General features: G+C 75.0%; 14 protein-coding genes. 12 read left to right on the forward strand and 2 right to left on the reverse strand.

The features are described from left to right. The first annotated feature begins 210 nt into the window (after positions 1 to 210). The 3 genes from I8N68_RS14665 (at position 211) to I8N68_RS14675 (ending at position 3,542) form a co-directional block, all read left to right on the forward strand. Positions 211 to 1,395 (forward strand): zinc-dependent alcohol dehydrogenase, encoded by a 1,185-nt coding sequence (locus I8N68_RS14665; protein ID WP_200210528.1) that lies wholly within the window; start codon positions 211 to 213, stop codon positions 1,393 to 1,395. Continuing rightward, positions 1,392 to 2,336, forward strand: a complete 945-nt coding sequence (locus I8N68_RS14670) for an SDR family NAD(P)-dependent oxidoreductase (protein WP_200210529.1) — start codon at positions 1,392 to 1,394, stop codon at positions 2,334 to 2,336. The genes I8N68_RS14665 and I8N68_RS14670 overlap by 4 nt, the downstream gene beginning before the upstream one ends. A 63-nt stretch (positions 2,337 to 2,399) precedes the next feature. Beyond that, a complete protein-coding gene (locus I8N68_RS14675; protein WP_200210530.1) occupies positions 2,400 to 3,542 on the forward strand; it encodes an MBL fold metallo-hydrolase in 1,143 nt (380 codons plus the stop codon). Positions 3,543 to 3,648: 106 nt separating this feature from the next. On the opposite strand, the gene I8N68_RS14680 is transcribed toward I8N68_RS14675, so the two are convergent. Further along, a complete protein-coding gene (locus tag I8N68_RS14680) occupies positions 3,649 to 5,160 on the reverse strand; it encodes a deoxyguanosinetriphosphate triphosphohydrolase family protein (RefSeq protein ID WP_200210531.1) in 1,512 nt (503 codons plus the stop codon). Between the two features lie 140 nt (positions 5,161 to 5,300). Between I8N68_RS14680 and I8N68_RS14685 the strand changes: the two genes are divergently transcribed. Both I8N68_RS14685 and I8N68_RS14690 read left to right on the forward strand, forming a co-directional pair. Further along, entirely contained in the window at positions 5,301 to 7,763 is a 2,463-nt protein-coding gene (locus tag I8N68_RS14685) for a Tex family protein (protein ID WP_200210532.1), read from the forward strand. A gap of 134 nt (positions 7,764 to 7,897) precedes the next feature. Beyond that, positions 7,898 to 8,332 carry a hypothetical protein gene (locus I8N68_RS14690; protein ID WP_200210533.1) on the forward strand — a complete coding sequence of 145 codons (435 nt, stop codon included), beginning with the start codon at positions 7,898 to 7,900 and terminating at the stop codon, positions 8,330 to 8,332. 6 nt (positions 8,333 to 8,338) lie between these two features. Here I8N68_RS14690 and I8N68_RS14695 read toward each other — a convergent pair whose 3' ends face one another. Beyond that, positions 8,339 to 9,340, reverse strand: a complete 1,002-nt coding sequence (locus I8N68_RS14695) for a DUF389 domain-containing protein (protein ID WP_307812831.1) — start codon at positions 9,338 to 9,340, stop codon at positions 8,339 to 8,341. Positions 9,341 to 9,545: 205 nt separating this feature from the next. On the opposite strand from I8N68_RS14695, the gene I8N68_RS14700 reads away from it, so the two are divergent. The 7 genes from I8N68_RS14700 to I8N68_RS14730 are packed head-to-tail and all read left to right on the forward strand — an operon-like array spanning position 9,546 to position 18,162. After that, entirely contained in the window at positions 9,546 to 10,268 is a 723-nt protein-coding gene (locus I8N68_RS14700) for a sugar transferase (RefSeq protein WP_200210534.1), read from the forward strand. A 40-nt stretch (positions 10,269 to 10,308) separates the two neighbouring features. Next, complete coding sequence (locus I8N68_RS14705) at positions 10,309 to 11,457, forward strand: DegT/DnrJ/EryC1/StrS family aminotransferase (RefSeq protein WP_200210535.1); 1,149 nt, start codon at positions 10,309 to 10,311, stop codon at positions 11,455 to 11,457. Then, positions 11,454 to 12,098, forward strand: a complete 645-nt coding sequence (locus tag I8N68_RS14710; protein WP_200210536.1) for an acetyltransferase — start codon at positions 11,454 to 11,456, stop codon at positions 12,096 to 12,098. The genes I8N68_RS14705 and I8N68_RS14710 overlap by 4 nt, the downstream gene beginning before the upstream one ends. Further along, positions 12,095 to 14,803, forward strand: coding sequence for an O-antigen ligase family protein (locus I8N68_RS14715; protein WP_200210537.1), 2,709 nt, complete (start codon positions 12,095 to 12,097; stop codon positions 14,801 to 14,803). The genes I8N68_RS14710 and I8N68_RS14715 overlap by 4 nt, the downstream gene beginning before the upstream one ends. Then, positions 14,800 to 16,002: a glycosyltransferase gene (locus I8N68_RS14720; RefSeq protein ID WP_200210538.1), complete on the forward strand. Its 1,203-nt coding sequence runs from the start codon at positions 14,800 to 14,802 to the stop codon at positions 16,000 to 16,002. The genes I8N68_RS14715 and I8N68_RS14720 overlap by 4 nt, the downstream gene beginning before the upstream one ends. Beyond that, positions 15,999 to 16,913, forward strand: coding sequence for a D-glucuronyl C5-epimerase family protein (locus tag I8N68_RS14725; RefSeq protein WP_200210539.1), 915 nt, complete (start codon positions 15,999 to 16,001; stop codon positions 16,911 to 16,913). The genes I8N68_RS14720 and I8N68_RS14725 overlap by 4 nt, the downstream gene beginning before the upstream one ends. Continuing rightward, positions 16,906 to 18,162 carry a glycosyltransferase family 4 protein gene (locus tag I8N68_RS14730; protein WP_200210540.1) on the forward strand — a complete coding sequence of 419 codons (1,257 nt, stop codon included), beginning with the start codon at positions 16,906 to 16,908 and terminating at the stop codon, positions 18,160 to 18,162. Before I8N68_RS14725 ends, I8N68_RS14730 begins: the two co-directional genes overlap by 8 nt.

Raw genomic sequence — 18,162 nt, forward strand, 5'->3', positions numbered from 1 at the left:
CGAAACCGGACATCCGACGCACAGGGCTGTCCGCTGGTCGGCCGGACCGGACAGCCGGCACCGGATCGACAATCTGCCGGTATCGACCCGGCCACCGATATCGCCATATCGGCGCAGCCGAGTCGATCATGCCCAGCGGCGACCCAGGCTTCAAGCGACCCCAGCCGGGTAGCAGTTCGATGGACGGCACGGAAGAGGGGACATTCAGGCATGAAGGCACTGACCTGGCAAGGCAAGCGTGACGTCCGGGTGGAGGACGTCCGAGACCCCCGCATCGAGCAGCCGACCGACGCCATCGTCCGGATCACCTCCACCGCCATCTGCGGCTCCGACCTGCACCTCTACGAGGTGCTCGGGCCGTACCTGAAGCCCGGCGACATCCTCGGGCACGAGCCGATGGGCATCGTCGAGGAGGCCGGCCCGGGAGTGACCCGGCTCAAGGCGGGCGACCGGGTGGTCGTCCCCTTCAACATCTCCTGCGGCTCCTGCTGGATGTGCGAGCGACAGCTCTACGCCCAGTGCGAGACGACGCAGGTCACCAGCGAGGGCAAGGGCGCCGCGCTGTTCGGGTACACCTCGCTCTACGGCTCGGTCCCCGGCGGGCAGGCCGAGTACCTGCGCGTCCCGCAGGCCCAGTTCGGCCCGATCAAGATCCCGGAGACCGGCCCCGACGAGCGCTGGCTCTACCTCTCCGACATCCTGCCCACCGCCTGGCAGGCGGTGAAGTACGCGGACACCCCGCCCGGCGGCACCCTCGCCGTCTTCGGCCTCGGCCCGGTGGGGCAGTTCTGCGCCCGGATCGGCCGGCACCTGGGCGCCGAGCGGGTGATCGGGCTCGACCTGGTTTCCGAGCGGCTGGACATGGCCCGTCGGCACGGCATCGAGGTGCTCGACGTCTCGGCCCTGGACGACGTGCCCGGCGCCCTGATCGACCTGGTCGACGGGCGCGGGCCGGACGCGGTGATCGACGCCGTCGGGATGGAGGCGCACGGCGCGCCGCTGGGCAAGCTCGCCCAGACCGCCGCCGGGCTGCTGCCCGACAAGCTCGCCCAGACCATGACCGACAAGGTCGGCGTCGACCGCCTCACCGTCCTGCACGCCGCGCTCAAGGCCGTCCGCCGCGGCGGCACCGTCTCCGTCTCCGGGGTGTACGGCGGCGAGCAGGACCCGATGCCGCTGATGGAGATGTTCGACCGCGGCATCCAACTGCGGTTGGGGCAGTGTCACGTGAAGCGCTGGGTGGACGAGATCATGCCGCTGCTCTCCGGCGACGACGACCCGCTGGGCGTCGAGGACCTGCGGACCCACCGAATGCCGCTGGAGCGGGCGCCGCAGGCGTACGAGATGTTCCAGAAGAAGCAGGACGGCTGCGTCAAGGTCGTGCTCGCGCCGTGACCCGGACGGTGGTGCTCACCGGCGCGAGCAGCGGCATCGGGCGGGCGGCGGCCCGGGAGTTCGCGGGGCGCGGGGACCGGCTGGTCCTCGCCGCCCGCTCCCCCGCCACCCTGGCCGAGGTACGCGACGAGTGCGTGGCCGCCGGCGCGGAGGTCCTCGTCGTACCGACCGACGTGACCACGCCCGACGCGCTGGACGGGCTGGCCCGGGCCGCGCTGGCGGAGTTCGGCCAGATCGACGTCTGGGTGCACACCGCCGCGGTGATGGCGTACGGACGCTTCGAGGAGGTGCCCGAGCGGGTCTTCGACCAGGTGGTCCGGACCGACCTGCTCGCCGCGGCCGCGGTGGCCCGGGTGGCGTTGCGCCACTTCCGGGCCGCGTCGGCCGGCACCCTCATCCTCACCGGCTCCGTTCTCGGGCACATCACCGCGCCCTACATGAGCGGCTACGTGGCCGCCAAGTGGGGCCTGCAGGGGCTGGCCCGGGCGTTGCAGCAGGAGGCCCGGGAGACCCCCGGGGTCAACGTCTGCCTGATCAACCCGGGCAGCGTGGACACCCCGGTCTACCGGCAGGCCGCCAACTACCTGGGGCGGCTGGGCCGGCCGCCGGTGCCGATCACCACCCCGGAACGGGTCGCCCGGGCGATGGCAGACTGCGCCGACCGGCCGCGCCGGGAGGTCTCGGTGGGCCGGCTCAACGGCGTGATGCGGGTCGGCTTCACCGTCCTGCCCGGCGTGTACGACGTGCTGGTCGGACCCCTGATGCGGCTGGCCGGGGTCACCGACCGGCCGGTGGCACCGCACGACGGCATCGTCTTCGCGCCGAACCCGGCCGGCGAGGCGGTCCGGGGTGGCTGGCTGCCGGAGTTGTCCCAGGTGGTCCGCGCGGTGGGCGGCGCGGGCGCCACGGTCGGGTCGGCGCTGCGGCGCCGGCTGCGCTGACCGCGGGGGCACGACGAGGTCCGGGTGACTACCGTGTATGCGGGACACGGCGGAGGGGACGAGATGGGCGAGACAGCGGATCAAGCGGTCGAGCGGGCGCTCGGCCGCCGCCTGTGGCGGATGGCCGGGCTGGCCGCGCTGGCCGGCGTGGCCTGGGCGGGCCGCGACGTGCCGGCACAGCTCGGCGGTCGGCTCACCGGCGCGCGCGCGGAGCGGGCGGCCCGGTCGCCGCAGTTCCGCGACGGGACCTTCCACAACCGGGCCGGCACCCGCTCGATGGCCGCCAGCCCGGACCGCAACCTGCTCAAGGAGCTGGTCTTCGGCAAGCAGAAGCGGCGGCCCGGCGCGGCCGTGCCGCTGCTGCGCCCGCCCTCGGCCCCGACCTCGGACACCGGGCGGGAACTCAATGTGGTCTGGTACGGGCACGCCTCGTGCCTGATCGAGATCGAGGGGCACCGGGTGCTGGTCGACCCCGTCTGGAGCGACCGCTGCTCCCCCTCGACCCGGGTCGGCCCGCTCCGGATCCACCAGCCGCCGGTACGCCTCGACGAGCTGCCCCCGGTGGACGCGATCCTGATCTCCCACGACCACTACGACCACCTGGACCTGGCGACGGTGCGCGGGCTGCTCGCCCACCAGTCCGCCCCGTTCCTGGTGCCGCTCGGCGTCGGCGCCCACCTCGACCGGTGGGGCGTGCCCGAGGAACGGATCGTCGAGCTGGACTGGTCGGAGAGCCACCGGGTCGGTGGCCTGACCATCACCGCCACCGCCGCCCAGCACTTCTCCGGCCGCGGGCTGCGCCGCGACGGCACGCTGTGGAGCTCCTGGGTGGTGGCCGGCACGCACCGCCGGGCCTTCTACACCGGCGACTCCGGCTACTTCGACGGATACGCCGAGATCGGCGCCGAGCACGGGCCGTTCGACGTCACGCTGATGCAGATCGGCGCGTACGACCGGGCCTGGCCGAGCATCCACATGTTCCCCGAGGAGGCGGTCGCCGCCCACCTCGACCTGCGTGGCGGGCTGTTCATCCCGGTGCACTGGGCGACGTTCAACCTGGCCCTGCACGACTGGGCCGAACCGGTGAACCGGTTGTGGGCCGAGGCGAAGGCCCGGGACGTGCGGCTGGCGGTGCCCCGGCCCGGCGAGCGGGTCGTGGTGGACGAACCACCGGCGGTGGACGGCTGGTGGGAGGCGGTGGCCTGACCCCTCAGGCGCCAGCGGCCCACCGGGCCGCCGGCCGGCCGGTCGACGCGCCATCGTGCCACCGCGCCGGCCGCCCGTTCGGGCCAGCACGGGGCGGATGGCGGGGTCAGAGCACGAAGGCGTCGGTCCAGAGGGCGCCGGAGCGGCCGGAGAGGGCGTCCAGCATCGCCACCGCCTGCCCGTCGGTCAGCTGCGCGACGAAGTCCACGATGGCCCGGCCGCGGGCCCGGCCGATCCGGTCCGGCGTCCGCGGGTGCAGCTCCGCCTCGGCCAGCTCGACCAGGTCGTGCAGCCGTCGGGGCAGCCGGGATGCCTCCTCCGGGGCGAGCAGCCACTCCCACAGCGCCTCGACCAGGGTGCCCAGCAGCCGGGCCTGCCCGCGCTGGTGCAGGGCGAGGTCGGGGCGGGCCAGCACGAACCGGTGGTGGACGAACTTGAGCACCTGCACCTCGTGCCACTGCGCCTTGGCCAGCAGCACATGGCCGGAGCGGACGTCCGGCTCGGCGGTCACGATGATCGATTCGACGAACCGGGTGGACCAGCGGGAGGAGAAGCGGGCCACGTACTGCTCCGCCTCGATCGAGCCGTCGAAGGGGAGCGCGAGCAGCCCCTCCACCAGTTCCTCGCGGACGTGCTCGATGGCGGCGGCGAACGCCTCGTCGTCGGCCACCCAGGCGTCCTTGCGGTGCAACTGGCGGCGTAGTCGTTCGATCGCCGCGCCGGGCCGGCGGCCGGCGGTGGCCAGGGCACCGTCGGTGATTGCCCGGAAGTGCCCGCTCTCCCGCTGCCAGGCCATCAGCTCGGCGGCCACGGTGCCCTGCTGGAGCACCCCGACCCGGTAGAAGTCCTCGACGTCGTGGATGGCGTAGGCGATGTCGTCGGCGGTGTCCATGATGGACGCCTCGACGGTCTGCTGCCAGTCCGGGATCCGCCCGGCGAACGGCTCCCGGGCCTGGCGCAGGTCGTCCACCTCGGTCCGGTACGCGCCGAACTTCGACGACCCGCTCTCCGGGTCGTCCGGCGGCGGGGTGGCGCCCCGGGGCGCGGGGTCCAGGTGGCGCGGGTGCGGGTCCGGGTGGTCCAGCCGGGTCCACGGGTACTTCAGCATGGCCGCCCGCACGGCGGCGGTGAGGTCCAGGCCGGTGGTCGCCGCGCCGCGGATCTCGGTGCTGGTGACGATCCGGTACGACTGCGCGTTGCCCTCGAAACCGTCCGGCAGGCCGAGCCGCTGCCGGGCCAGCCGGTCCAGCACCCGCTCCCCCAGGTGCCCGAAGGGCGGGTGGCCGAGGTCGTGGGCGAGCGCGGCGGCCTCCACCACGTCCGGGTCGCAGCCGCCCAGCTTCTCCAGCAGGGCGCGGTGCTCCTCGTCGGCGGTCAGCCGCTCGGCGACCGCGCGGGCCACCTGGGCCACCTTCAGGCTGTGGGTGAGCCGGTTGTGCACCAGCAGGCCCGAACCGCCGGGGCTGACCACCTGGGTCACCCCGTTGAGTCGGGCGAAGAAGGGCGAGGCCACGATCCGGTCCCGGTCGGCCCGGAACGGGCTGGCCGCCAGGTCGCCGAGGGCCCGGGCGCTGCCGCCGAAGAGCCGCCGGGCCCGCGGGTCGGCAGGTGGTTCCATGATCGCCACGCTAGCGCAGCGGGCCGGCCGGCGGCGACGTCTGCGCCGACGCGACACCGCCCGGGCGGGTGCGGCGCGGCGGCGCGCGGGGAGAACGGCACAATGCACTGCGGAACCCACCCGAAAAGGCGGATCAGATCGTGACCCAGTCTGTGCACCAGCGGATCGCCGACGAGCTCGGCGTCGCCGAACGGCAGGTACGGGCGGCCGTGGAGCTGCTCGACGGCGGCGCCACCGTGCCGTTCATCGCCCGGTACCGCAAGGAGGCCACCGGCCTGCTCGACGACGCCCAGCTGCGCACCCTGGAGGAGCGGCTGCGCTACCTGCGCGAGCTGGACGAGCGGCGGGCCGCGGTGCTGGAGTCCATCCGCAGCCAGGGCAAGCTCGACGAGGCCCTGGAAGCGCAGCTCATGGCGGCCGACTCGAAGTCCCGGCTGGAGGACATCTACCTGCCGTACAAGCCGAAGCGGCGGACCCGGGCGCAGATCGCCCGCGAGGCCGGGCTGGAGCCCTTGGCGGAGACGCTGCTGGCCGACCCGACCCGGGATCCGCGGGAGACGGCCGCCGGCTTCGTCGACGCCGACCGGGGCGTCGCGGACGCCGCCGCCGCGCTGGACGGGGCCCGAGCGATCCTCATCGAGCGGTTCGCCGAGGACGCCGACCTGATCGGCACGCTGCGCGAGCAGATGTGGTCGCGGGGCCGGCTGGTGTCCCGGGTACGCGAGGGCCACGAGAGCACCGGCGCCAAGTTCGCCGACTACTTCGACTTCGCCCAGCCGTACCCGAAGTTGCCCTCGCACCGGATCCTGGCGATGTTCCGGGGCGAGAAGGAGGGCGTGCTCGACCTGACCATGGACCCGGAGGCCGAGGGTGACTCCGACGCGCCGGTCAGCGGCCCCACCCGCTACGAGGCGGCGATCGCCGGCCGGTTCGGGATCAGCGACGCCGGCCGCCCCGCCGACCGGTGGCTGGCCGACACGGTGCGCTGGGCCTGGCGGACCCGGATCCTCATCCACCTCGGCGCGGACCTGCGGATGCGGCTCTGGCAGGCGGCCGAGGAGGAGGCCGTCCGGGTGTTCGCCACCAACCTGCGCGACCTGCTGCTCGCCGCACCCGCCGGCAGCCGGCCCACCATGGGTCTCGATCCGGGCCTGCGGACCGGGGTGAAGGTGGCGGTGGTCGACGCCACCGGCAAGGTGGTCGCCACGGACACGATCTATCCGCACGAGCCACGCCGGCAGTGGGACGCCTCGATCGAGACCCTGGCGCGGCTGGCCGGGGCGCACGGGGTGGAGCTGATCGCGATCGGCAACGGCACCGCCAGCCGGGAGACCGACAAGCTCGCCGGCGAGCTGATCAAGCGGTTCCCGCAGCTCGACCTCACCAAGGTGGTGGTCTCCGAGGCCGGCGCGTCGGTCTACTCCGCCTCCGCGTACGCCTCGCAGGAGCTGCCCGGGCTGGACGTGTCGCTGCGCGGCGCGGTCTCCATCGCCCGCCGGCTCCAGGACCCGCTGGCGGAGCTGGTGAAGATCGACCCGCGCTCGATCGGTGTCGGGCAGTACCAGCACGACCTGTCCGAGGTGAAGCTCTCCCGCTCGCTGGACGCGGTGGTCGAGGACTGCGTCAACGCGGTCGGGGTGGACGTGAACACCGCCTCCGCCCCCCTGCTCACCCGGGTCTCCGGCATCGGCGCCGGGCTGGCCGAGAACATCGTGCTGCACCGGGACGCCAACGGGCCGTTCCGCACCCGGTCGGAGCTGAAGAAGGTGGCCCGGCTCGGCCCGAAGGCGTTCGAGCAGTGCGCCGGCTTCCTGCGCATCCCCGGCGGCGACGACCCGCTCGACTCCTCCAGCGTGCACCCCGAGGCGTACCCGGTGGTGCGGCGGATCCTGGCCAGCACCGGGCAGGACCTGCGCTCGCTGATCGGCAAGTCGACGATCCTGCGCGGGCTGCGGGCCACCGACTTCGTCGACGACACCTTCGGCCTGCCCACCGTCAGCGACATCCTGCGCGAGCTGGAGAAGCCGGGCCGCGACCCGCGACCGGCCTTCAAGACCGCCACCTTCGTCGAGGGCGTCGAGAAGATCAGCGACCTGGTGCCGGGCATGCTGCTGGAGGGCGTGGTCACCAACGTGGCGGCCTTCGGCGCGTTCGTCGACGTCGGGGTGCACCAGGACGGCCTGGTGCACGTCTCGGCGATGTCGAACACCTTCGTCAAGGACCCCCGGGACGTGGTGAAGTCCGGCGACGTGGTCCGGGTCAAGGTGCTCGACGTCGACGTGCCCCGCAAGCGGATCTCGCTGACCCTGCGGCTGGAGGACGAGGCGGCCCCGGGCGGCGGCCGGTCGGCCGGCGACGGTGGGCGGCGCGAGCGCGGCGGAGGACGCCCCGACCAGGGCGCGGCCCGGGGGGCCCAGGGCGGTACCCGCGGCGGTCAGGGTGGTACCCCGGGCGGCCAGGGCGGTACCCGGGGCGGTCAGGGTGGCGGGCGCGGTGACCGGGGCGGGTCCCGGGGCGGGCCGCCGCAGCGGCAGGGCCGGGGCGCGCCGGCACCGGCCAACAGCGAGATGCTCGAGGCGTTGCGCCGCGCCGGCCTCGCCTGACCGTTCGGCACCCGTCGGGTCGACGCCGGGCCGCCGCACCGGCGGTGCCGCGGGCGGGTCGGCTCGACGGGGTGCCACGAGGCCGGGGACCGGCATGGTTCCGGGTGCGGGCGGTGGGGCGTACCGTCGCGGGCGTGGGCGGGGACGACGACCGGGAGTGGCGGGAGCGGCAGCGCCGCGCGGTACGGGCGCACGCCGCGGCGGACGAGCGGGCCCGCGCGGCCGAGCAGGCGGAGGCAGCCGAGCTGGTGGCCTGGTTCGCCGCCGAGGCGGACCGGCGCGGCCTGCGCACCACCCGGCTCGTCGCCCGGTCCTACGACGGTCGCAGCCGCTACCGCACCCGGCTCACGGGCTGGTACGTCGACCGCGCCCGCAGCCGGGCCGTGGACACCGAGGGGCGCTTCCATCTGCTGACCGTCCCGGCCAGCGTGCGGTCCCGGCTCTTCGGCGCGGATCCCCAGCCCGACCCGGCGCCGCTGGTGGTCGGGCGGGGCGGTCGCGACGGCGAGTCGATCCCGCTGCGCGACCTGCTCCACCGCCGGCTGGCCGCCGGCGACGACTGGGACTGAGGCGGCTCAGCGCCGCCCGGTCACCCGCTCCCGCGCCGCGCCCCGTTGGATCCGGGCGACGTGCCACCACCACAGCTGTTGCACGACCAGGGTCAGCAGACCGGCCAGCACGATCGCGCACAGGTTGATCACCAGCTGGAGCGCCGAACCGCCGGCCTCGGGCCACACTCCGTAGGCCGCGGCGACGGCGACGTTGGCGGCCGCCGGCACCGTGGTGACCGAGATCAGCACGCCGACCAGGGAACCGGACTTCTTCGAGGTCAGCGAGAGCATGCCGGCCACCCCGGCGAGCAGTCCGACCACCCAGGACAGGGCGTCCGGGCGCCAGATGAAGTCGGTCAGTGGCCGCTCGGCCAGCAGCATGCCCCGGTCGACCAGCCCGGCGGCGGTGAGCGCCCAGGTGCTGAGCACGGTGACCAGCATGGCGGACAGGAAGCCCACCACCAGGGCCTTGATCGAGCGGCCGATGACGCGCGGGTTGCGGCGCAGCAGGGCGACGCAGAGCGCGGCCAGCGGACCGAACTCCGGACCGACCACCATCGCGCCGACGATCAGGATGGGCTGGTCGAGCAGGACCCCGATGCCGGCGATCATCGTGGCCACCATGATCAGGACGAGGAACGTACCGGACAGCGCCGTCTGCTCACCGGTCTTCGCCGCGATCTCGTCCCACACCACGGCGTCCTCGCCATGCCCCGGCGCGTCCCGGGCGGCCTGCTCGGCGGCGGCCGAGAGGGTCAGCTCGACGTCGTCGGCGGAAATGCCGCCGCGCGCCTCCACGCCGAGCTCCTGGAGCCGCCGCAGCACGAGGTCGGCGCTTTCCCGGACGACATCGCAGAGCACCAGGTCACCGGGCGGTTGCCGGGCGGCGCCGGGGATGACCGCCAGGTGTGCGACGCCCGGATCGTCGGCGAGCAGATCCGCCACCGCCGCCGACCGGTCGGCCGGCGCGATGATCCGCAGGTGCAGCACAGTCTCCCCCAGGGTCCGCCGGTCCGGCGGGAGCACTCTACTGCCCGGCGGGCGGGGATGCCGGCGGCCGGATCATCCACGACGCGCCCGCGGCCCGTGTCCCACTCAGCGTAGCGGCGGTTAAGACCACGAAGCCGCCCAATGTCCGCATTCGGAGGACGTGAGTGTTCCGTGCCCGATAGAACGGCTTTGTACGTTTTTCGTCGCTCCGGTGGAGGTCCGACCAGTGTCGTCCGGTCTGATGGACGCAGTTCACCCCGCTCCGCAGCCCCCACCGGCCCGGCAGGACGGGATCAAGCGCCTCGTCGACGTGGTCGGCGCCGCCGTGCTGCTCATCCTCGCGCTGCCGGCGCTGCTGGTGGTCGCCGGGCTGGTCGCCGCCGGCCTGGGCCGCCCGGTGCTGTTCCGACAGGCCCGGGCCGGACGCTACGGCCGCCCGTTCGAGCTGGTCAAGTTCCGCACCATGCACCCGCCGGACCCGCGCCGCGGTCGGACCGCCGACGGCGACCGGCTCACCCGGCTGGGTCGCTGGCTCCGGGCGACCAGCCTGGACGAGCTGCCCACGCTCTGGAACGTGCTTTGCGGCGACATGAGCCTGGTCGGCCCCCGCCCGTTGCTTTGCGACTACCTGGACCGCTACTCCCCCACCCAGTCCCGCCGGCACGAGGTGCGGCCCGGCATCACCGGGCTGGCCCAGGTCCGCGGCCGCAACGCGCTGGGCTGGGAGGAGAAGTTCGAGCACGACGTCTGGTACGTCGACCACCGGAGCCTGCGGTTGGACCTGACGATCCTGGCGGAGACCGCGCGGACGGTGCTGCGCCGGGAGGGCATCACGGCGGAGGGGGCGGCCACCGCTCCGGAGTTCCGGGGCAGCCGCGGCTGGCCGGGGCAGGACCCGGAGGCCACCCTGCCCCGGGCGCGCGGCAACGGCGTACCGCACACCTCCCCGCTGTCCGGACGTTGAGCGAGAAAACCGCATTGACCACCGACCCGGAAGGGAATCGATGAACCGGACCGTCCACCTGTCGCCGCCCGACGTGGGGCCGCTGGAGGAGTCGTATCTGCTCGCCGCGCTGCGCTCCGGCTGGGTCGCCCCGGTCGGCCCCGACCTGGAGGCGTTCGAACGCGAGGTGGCGGCCCGGGTCGGCACGCGGGGTGCGGTGGCGGTGAGTTCCGGCACCGCCGCGCTGCACCTCGCCCTGCTCGGGGTGGGCGTCGGTCCCGGCCAGTCGGTGCTGGTGCCCACGCTCACCTTCGTCGCCACCGCCAACGCGGTCCGGTACACCGGCGCCCGACCGATCTTCGTCGACTGCGACCCGCGCACCGGCAACGTCGACGTCGCGCTCGTCGCCGAACTGCTCGGCCGGCTGCGGGCCGAGGGCGAGCGGGTCGGCGCGGTGGTGCCGGTGGACATGTTCGGCAGCTGCGTGGACTACACCGCGCTGCTGCCACTCTGCGCGGCGGCCGGCGTGCCGGTGGTGGAGGACGCGGCCGAGGCCCTCGGGGCCACCCACCGGGGCCGGCCGGCCGGCTCGTTCGGGGCGGTCGGCGCGCTCTCCTTCAACGGCAACAAGATCATCACCACCTCGGGCGGCGGGATGCTGGTCTCCGACGACACCGCCCTGCTGGCCCGCGCCCGCTACCTGGCCACCCAGGCCCGTGAGCCGGTGCCGCACTACGAGCACCGGGAGATCGGCTACAACTACCGGCTGAGCAACCTGCTCGCCGCCCTCGGCCGCGCCCAGCTCGTCCGGCTCGACTCGATGATCGGCCGGCGCCGGGCGTTGCGCGACCGGTACGCCAAGCTCTTCGCCCCGGCGCCCGGGGTACGCCTGCTCGGCGAGGACGACGCCGCCGCCAACTGCTGGCTGACCAGCATCGTGGTCGACCCGGGCCGGGCCGGTTGGCGGGCCGCCGAGCTCGGCACCCACCTGGCCGAGCGGGGCATCGAGACCCGCCCTGTGTGGAAGCCGATGCACCTGCAACCCGTCTTCGCGGGAGCCCGCAGCCTGCTCACCGGGGCCGCCGAGCGGCTCTTCGCCGACGGGCTGACCCTGCCCAGCGGCTCCGCCCTCGACGACCGGCAGGTCGGCGCGGTGCTCGCCGCCATCGACGAGTTCCTCACCGCCCGGACGGGGGCCGCGCCCGCATGAGCACCGACCTTGTCATCGTCGGCTGCGGCGGGCACGGCCGCGAGGTGCTGACCATCGTCCGGGCGGCGAACGAGGCGGCCGGACGCCCGCTGCTGCGACCGCTCGGCTTCGTCGACGACGGGCCGTCCGAGGCGAACCTCAAGCGCCTGCAACGGCTCGACGTGCCGTTCCTCGGCGGCCTCGACGCACTGCGCGACCTGCCGCCCGACACCCATCTGCTGATCGGCGTCGGCGACCCGCGGGTACGCCGGGCGATCGCCACCCGGCTCAACCCCTACGGGCGGCCCGCCGCCAGCGTCGTGCACCCGGACGCCACCGTCGGCGGGGACCTCGTGCACGGCGAAGGGCTGGTGGTCTTCGCCGGCGCCCGGGTCACCACGAACGTGACCCTCGGCCGGCACATGCACCTCAACCAGAACGCCACCGTCGGGCACGACAGCCGGCTGGCCGACTACGTGTCGGTGAACCCGCTGGCCGCCGTCTCCGGCGACTGCCACCTCGCCGAGGGGGTGCTCGTCGGCACGACCGCCGCCGTCCTCCAGGGACTGCGGGTCGGCGCGGGCAGCGTGGTGGGCGCCGGCGCCTGCGTCGTCCGGGACGTGCCCGCCGGCGTGGTGGTCAAGGGAGTGCCGGCCCGATGAGCAGCGGAACGACTCTGGCCCACCCGCTGGCGGACCCCGGTCGGGGGGCCGGCGTGGCGCGGGCCGCCACGACCGCCGGGGACGCCCGGGCCGCGTACCCGCACGGGCCAACGCTGTCCGGCCTCGCCGCCGCCGCCGCCAGCACGGCCGGCGCGCGGGTCGGCTCGCTGCTGATCAGTCTGGTCGCCGGCGTGCTCTCGGCCCGCGCCCTCGGACCGCACGACCGCGGTCTGCTGGCCGTCGCGATCGCCAGCACCGCCGTCTTCGGCACCGTCTGCGCCGCCGGCCTGGACACCGCGAACCTGCGGCTCGCCGGGCGCTCGGCCGGCGTGCACGGGCACACCGTCCGGGCCAGCCTGCGGTACGTCGCGACGGTCGGCGTCAGTGCGGCCGCGCTCTGGGCCGCCGTCGGGCTCACCGCCGGGCCCGCGGTCCGCCTCGGCCTGGACCCGGCCACCTTCGGGCTGGCCCTGGCGCTCTGCCCGGTGGTGCTGCTCAGCACCCTGCTCGGCAACAGCGAGATCGGCCGGGGGCGCGCCTCGGCGTACAACCTGATCGTGGTGGCCTCGCTCGCCACCTACCTGGCCGGCCTGGCGGCGGTGGTGGTCACCGGCCGCACCTCGCCGGCCACGGTGATGGGCGTGTACGCCGTCGGCCAGGTCGTCGGGCTGGTCGTCCTGCTGTTCCGGTCGCGGCCGGCCGGCCCGGTCGAGCGGCAGCGCGCGCTGCACCACGAGTACCGCTCCTCGGCCCGGCGGGCGTACCTGCCGAACCTGGCCCAGTTCGGCATGATCCGTACCCAGATCCCGGTGATCCAGCTGCTGGTCGGGGCGAGCGCCGTGGGCGTGTACTCGGTGGCGCTGGCGCTGGCCGAGGTACTGCTGATCATCCCGGTCGCGGTGAGCCTCGTGCTGATCCCGACCGTCGCCAACGGCGCGGCGAGCTGGCGGACGGTCGCGCGGCTCGGGATGCGTACCCTGCTGATCACGACCGCGGGCGCCGCGGTCCTCGCCGCCGCCAGCCCCACCGTGGTGCCGCTGCTCTACGGCCGGGACTTCGCGCCGGCCGTGCCCGTGCTCTGGGCACTGCTGCCGGGGGTGGTGGTCTTCGCGCTGGCCCGGGTCGCGCAGAGCTGGCTGACCGCCACCGACCGACCCGCCGCGACCGGGGCGGCCGCGGTGGCCGGCACGCTTGTCGGGCTGGCCGGCATGGCGGTGCTGGTGCCGCGACTCGGCGCCACCGGCGCGGGGCTGGCCGGCTCCACCGGTTACCTGGTGTACGCGCTGGTGATCGCGCCCGCCTTCCTGCGCGCCGATCCCGCCCGCAGGTCGGCCCGGGCTCGCCCGCCGCGGGGCGGGTTCCACCTCGCGGGCACCCACCCGCTGCTCTGGGCGGTGGTCATCCCGGTGGCCGCCGTCGGCTGCGGGTTCCTCGCCACCCGGGTCGGGGCGACGGCGCTGCCGCTGTCGCTGCTGGTGGCGGGTGCCGCGCTGGTCGCGGCGGTGTTCATGATGCCGACGCTCGGCATCTACGGGCTCGCCCTCGGCGCCCCCGCCGCGCAGCTACCGGTGCCGTTCGCCGTCGGTACGCCCCAACTGCTGCTGCTCGTCGTCTGCTGCCTGGTCGGTGCGATCCTGCGCCGGAAGGTGGCCTGGCGGGACCGCCACTGTGCCGCGCTGATCGGCGCGCTCGTGGGGGTGCTGCTGATCGGGGCGGCGCTGGGCAACCCGCACCTGCCGGTGCCTGCCGCGATGACCCCGGTGGCGGTGGTGGCCGTGCCGCTGGTCTGCCTGCCGCTGGTGCTGCACGACGGGTCGGCTGATCGGCGCGCCCTGCTGGCCTTCGCCTTCGGCGCGGCCGGGGTGGGGCTGCTGCACGCGGTGAACACCATCCGGCGCGGCGGCCCGGAGCTGATCACCGAGATCAGCCCCACGCAGGTCAACCACAACGTGTGGGGACCCATGCTGGTGGTGGCCCTGGCGGTGCTGCTGGCCCGGCTGTCCCGGTCGACTCCGCTGCTACTGCGGGTGGCGGCGATCGCCGCGCTGCCGGTCGTCGTGCTGGCGCTGGGCTACTCCTACAGCCGCTCCTCGTACCTCGGTGCGGGCGCGGTGCTGGTCTGCTTCGCGCTGCGCCGGCTGGTCAAGACCGGCCTCTGGGTCGGCCTCACCCTGGTCCTGGCCTCGGCGATGGGGGTGTCCGGGACGGGACTGGTGCCGAGCACCATCGCCGACCGGGTCAACGAAACCGCCGGTTCCGGTGGCGGCCTGGACGTCTCCTCCGCGCTCCGCGTCGACCTGTGGTCGGCCGCCGGACGCATGATCGGGGACTTTCCCGCCTTCGGCGTCGGCTACCTGGGCTTCAACGGGCGGCTGCCCGCCTACTTCGTGCAGCACGTGACGAACGCCTGGTACCAGCCGAGTTCCCAACTGCACCTGCTCGCCCACCCGCACAACTTCTTCCTCACGGTCGTGGTGGAGACCGGCCTGGTGGGTGCCCTCCTGCTCGGCGCGCTGTTGGTGCTCGTCTACCGCCGGGTGTGGCGCGACTACCGGGACCGCCGGAGCTGGACCGCCGAGGGGGCCTTGATGGCCGGCGTCGGCATCGCCGTCTGCTCCCTCACCGGCGAGCCGCTGCTGGCCCTGCCCGTGCTCATCCCCTTCGTGCTGCTGCACGCCGTCGCCACCCGGAGGACGACCGCATGAGCACCACCTCCCGGCAGCCCACCGATCCGCGTCCGCTGCGGATCCTCCAGGTCACCACCACCCCGGACGGCGGGTCCTGGTTCCACGACCAGGTGGTCGGCCTCGCCCGGCGAGGTCACGAGGTACGGGCAGTGGTGCCCGGCGACGGGCCGCTCGCCAGCCGGCTGCGGGCGGCCGACATCGCCACCGAGATCGTGCCGCTGTGCGGCTGGCGGCCCAGGCAGCTGCCCCGGGTCGCCGCGGCCGAGCTGCGGCTGGTCCGGCTGATCCGCGAGTTCCACCCCGACGTGGTCCACGCCCACCTGCTCAAGGCGAACATCGCCTGCCGGATCGCCAGCCTCGCCGGCGGCCGGGGGGTGCACATCAACCAGGTGACCGGGGTGAACCACCTGCGCAGCCCTATCCTGCGCCGGATCGACCTGGCCACGCTCTCCCGCGCCGACGTGCTGATCGGCTCGTGCACCGCGTTCGCCGAGCGCTACCGCAGGTACGGGGCCCGCCGCGTCGCGGTCAGCCACTACGGCTGCGACGTGCACCGGCTGGACCCGGCCACGCCGGGCGATGCCTTCCGGGCCGAGTTCGGCCTCGCCGGGGACACCCCGACCGTCGGCATGGTCGCCCACATGTACCCGACCCGGATGCGGGCCTTCCGCGACATCGGGGTCAAGGGGCACGAGGTGCTGCTCGACGCCGTGCCCATGCTGCTCGCCCGGGTGCCGGCGGCGCACGTGTTCGTGGTCGGCGACGAGTTCGTCGGCAACGGCGACTACCGGCGGGCGCTGCAGGAGCGGGCCGTCCGGCTGGGCATCGGCGACCGGGTGCACTTCACCGGCCACCGCGCCGACATCCAGAACGTGCTGGCCGCGATGAACGTGCTGGTCAATCCCTCGCTGGAGGAGTCGGCCTGCTACGCGATGATCGAGGCGCTGCTGATGGAGAAGGGCGCGGTGGCCAGCGACGTCGGCGGCCTGCCGGACACCGTCCAGCACGGCGAGACCGGGCTGCTGGTGCCGCCGGGCGACGCGCCGGCGCTGGCCGGGGCGATCGCCGACCTGCTCACCGACCCGGCCCGCCGGCGGGAGATGGGCCGGCTGGGCCGGGCCCGCTGCCTGCGCCGCTTCGACATCGACAAGACCGTCGCCGATGTGGAGACCGTCTACCGTCGCGCGCTCGCCGACCGGGCGGGGGCGGGCTGGTGACCGCCGTGCGCACCCTGCTCGCCCGGGGCGTACGGGACCTGCGGGTGCGCCGCTACCCGGTGGCGGCCGACGCCCGGCGCGACGGGCGGGGGCCGTACCCGCTGGTCTGGACGGACCTGCCGGGCGGCACCGGGCTGGACGAGCGGGGGGTGGTGGTCGCGGTCGGGCCGGCCGGCGAGCGGTACCCGAACCCGGTGTCGATGTGCCTGTACGCCCTCGGCGAGCACAGCCGGGCGCTGGCCGTCCCGGGACCCGACCGGGAGCGGTTCGCCTCCTTCCTCACCCAGGCCAACTGGTTGCGGGCGCACCAGGACTCCGCCGGTGGCTGGCGCTACCCGGTGCCGGTGCCCCGCTACGGGGTCACCCCCGGGTGGTACTCCGGGATGGCCCAGGGCATGGCCGCCTCGACGCTGCTGCGGGCGCACGACCTGACCGGCGAGCGGTCCTTCCTGGACGCCGCGGACGGCGCGGTGGACCTGCTGCTGCGGCCGGTGTCGCGGGGCGGCTGCGCCGACCACGACCGGCTGGGCCGGCCGTTCCTCGAGGAGTGCCCCGCGGACCCGCCGAGCCGGGTGCTCAACGGCGCGCTCTTCGCCCTCTTCGGTCTGGTGGAGCACCAGTCCCGGCGGGGCGGCCAGGCCGACCTGCTGGCCGCCGACCGGCTCGCCGAGGAGCTCGGCGGCTTCGATCTGGGCTGGTGGTCGCGGTACGACCTGCGCTGGTCATGGCCGGCGTCGGCGAACTACCACGCGCTGCACGTGTCGCTGCTGCGCGCGGCCGCCGCGCTGACCGGGCTGTCGGTCTTCGCCCGGACCGCCGACCGGTGGTCGCGCCAGCTGCGGGATCCGCGCTGCCAGCTGCGGGCCCGGCTGGTCAAGGCGACCCGCGTCTGGCAGCACCGCCATGGCTGACCCGGCCGGCGGCCGGGCCGGCGACGAGCCGGGGCGGGCGCGGCCGGGCGCGGTCCCGCCGGTGGTGCTGCTGCTCGCTCCGGCGCAGTCGGTGCACACCCGGCGCTGGGCCAGCGCGCTGGCCGGGCGGGGGCACCGGGTGGTGGTGACGAGCTGGGTGGCGGCCGAGCCGCTGCCCGACGTCGAGCTGCGCGTCCCGGGCGGTGGCGGCGCGGTGCCGGGCGGGCCGCTCGGCGGCGCCTGGCGGCTACTGGCCACGGGCTGGTGGCTGCGCCGGCAGGTCCGGCAGATCCGGCCCGACGTGGTGCACGTGCACTCGGTGGGGCGCGGCGGGCTGCTCTCCCTCGCCCTGCCCCGGGGCGCCGCCCGGGTTGTCACGCCATGGGGAAGCGAGCTGCGTACCGCCACCGGGTCGCGGCTGCGCCGCTGGGTCACCCGGCACGCGTTCCGTCGGGCCGACCTGGTGCTGCCCACCTCGGCCTCGCTGACCGCCGAGGTCACCACCCGCTACCGGATCCCGACGGCCCGCACCGCCACCCTCTCCTGGGGGGTCGACGACGCGCTCCTCGGCCTGCGTGACACGGTTCGCCGGTCGGAGGTACGCCGCGAGTTCGGCGTCCCGGCCGGGGCGACCGTGCTGCTGTCGATGCGCGGCACCGCGCCGGTCTACCGCACCGACGACATCCTCGGCGCGTACGCGCACGCGGCCCGGGAGCGGCCGGACCTGCACCTGGTGCTCCTCGCCGGCCACGAGCCGGCCGAGGCGGTCGCGGCCGGCGAGCGCGGCGCGGCGCTGGACCGGGCCGCGGCGCTTGCCGCTGCGCTGCCCGGCCGGGTGACCGTGGTGCGGCGCACGCTCTCCCCCCGGGAGACCTTCGCGCTGATGTGCGCCAGCGACGTCGCCGTGTCGGTGCCCCGGTCGGACCAGCGCAGCTCGGCGGTGCTGGAGGCGGCGCTGGCCGGCTGCCGACTGCTCCTGGCCGACCTGCCGCCGTACCGGGAGTTGCTGGCGGACGGGCTGGTCGCCGACCTGGTCGGCGAGCCACTGCGCACCGGTCTGGCGGGCCTGCTGCGTACCGCCGGCCCGCTGCCGCCGACGGACCAGCGGGCGAACCGCCGTTTCATCGAGACCTCGGAGACCTGGTCCCGGCAGGTGTCGGCGATGCAGAGCCACTACCGGCGGCTGACCGTCGGGCGGCCCGGCGCGCACCGCCACCGAGGACGGGACGACACCGAGGAACGCCCGTGA

It is taken from the genome of Micromonospora coerulea (genome assembly GCF_016598485.1).
In the GTDB taxonomy this organism is placed as follows: Bacteria; Actinomycetota; Actinomycetes; order Mycobacteriales; family Micromonosporaceae; genus Micromonospora; species Micromonospora coerulea.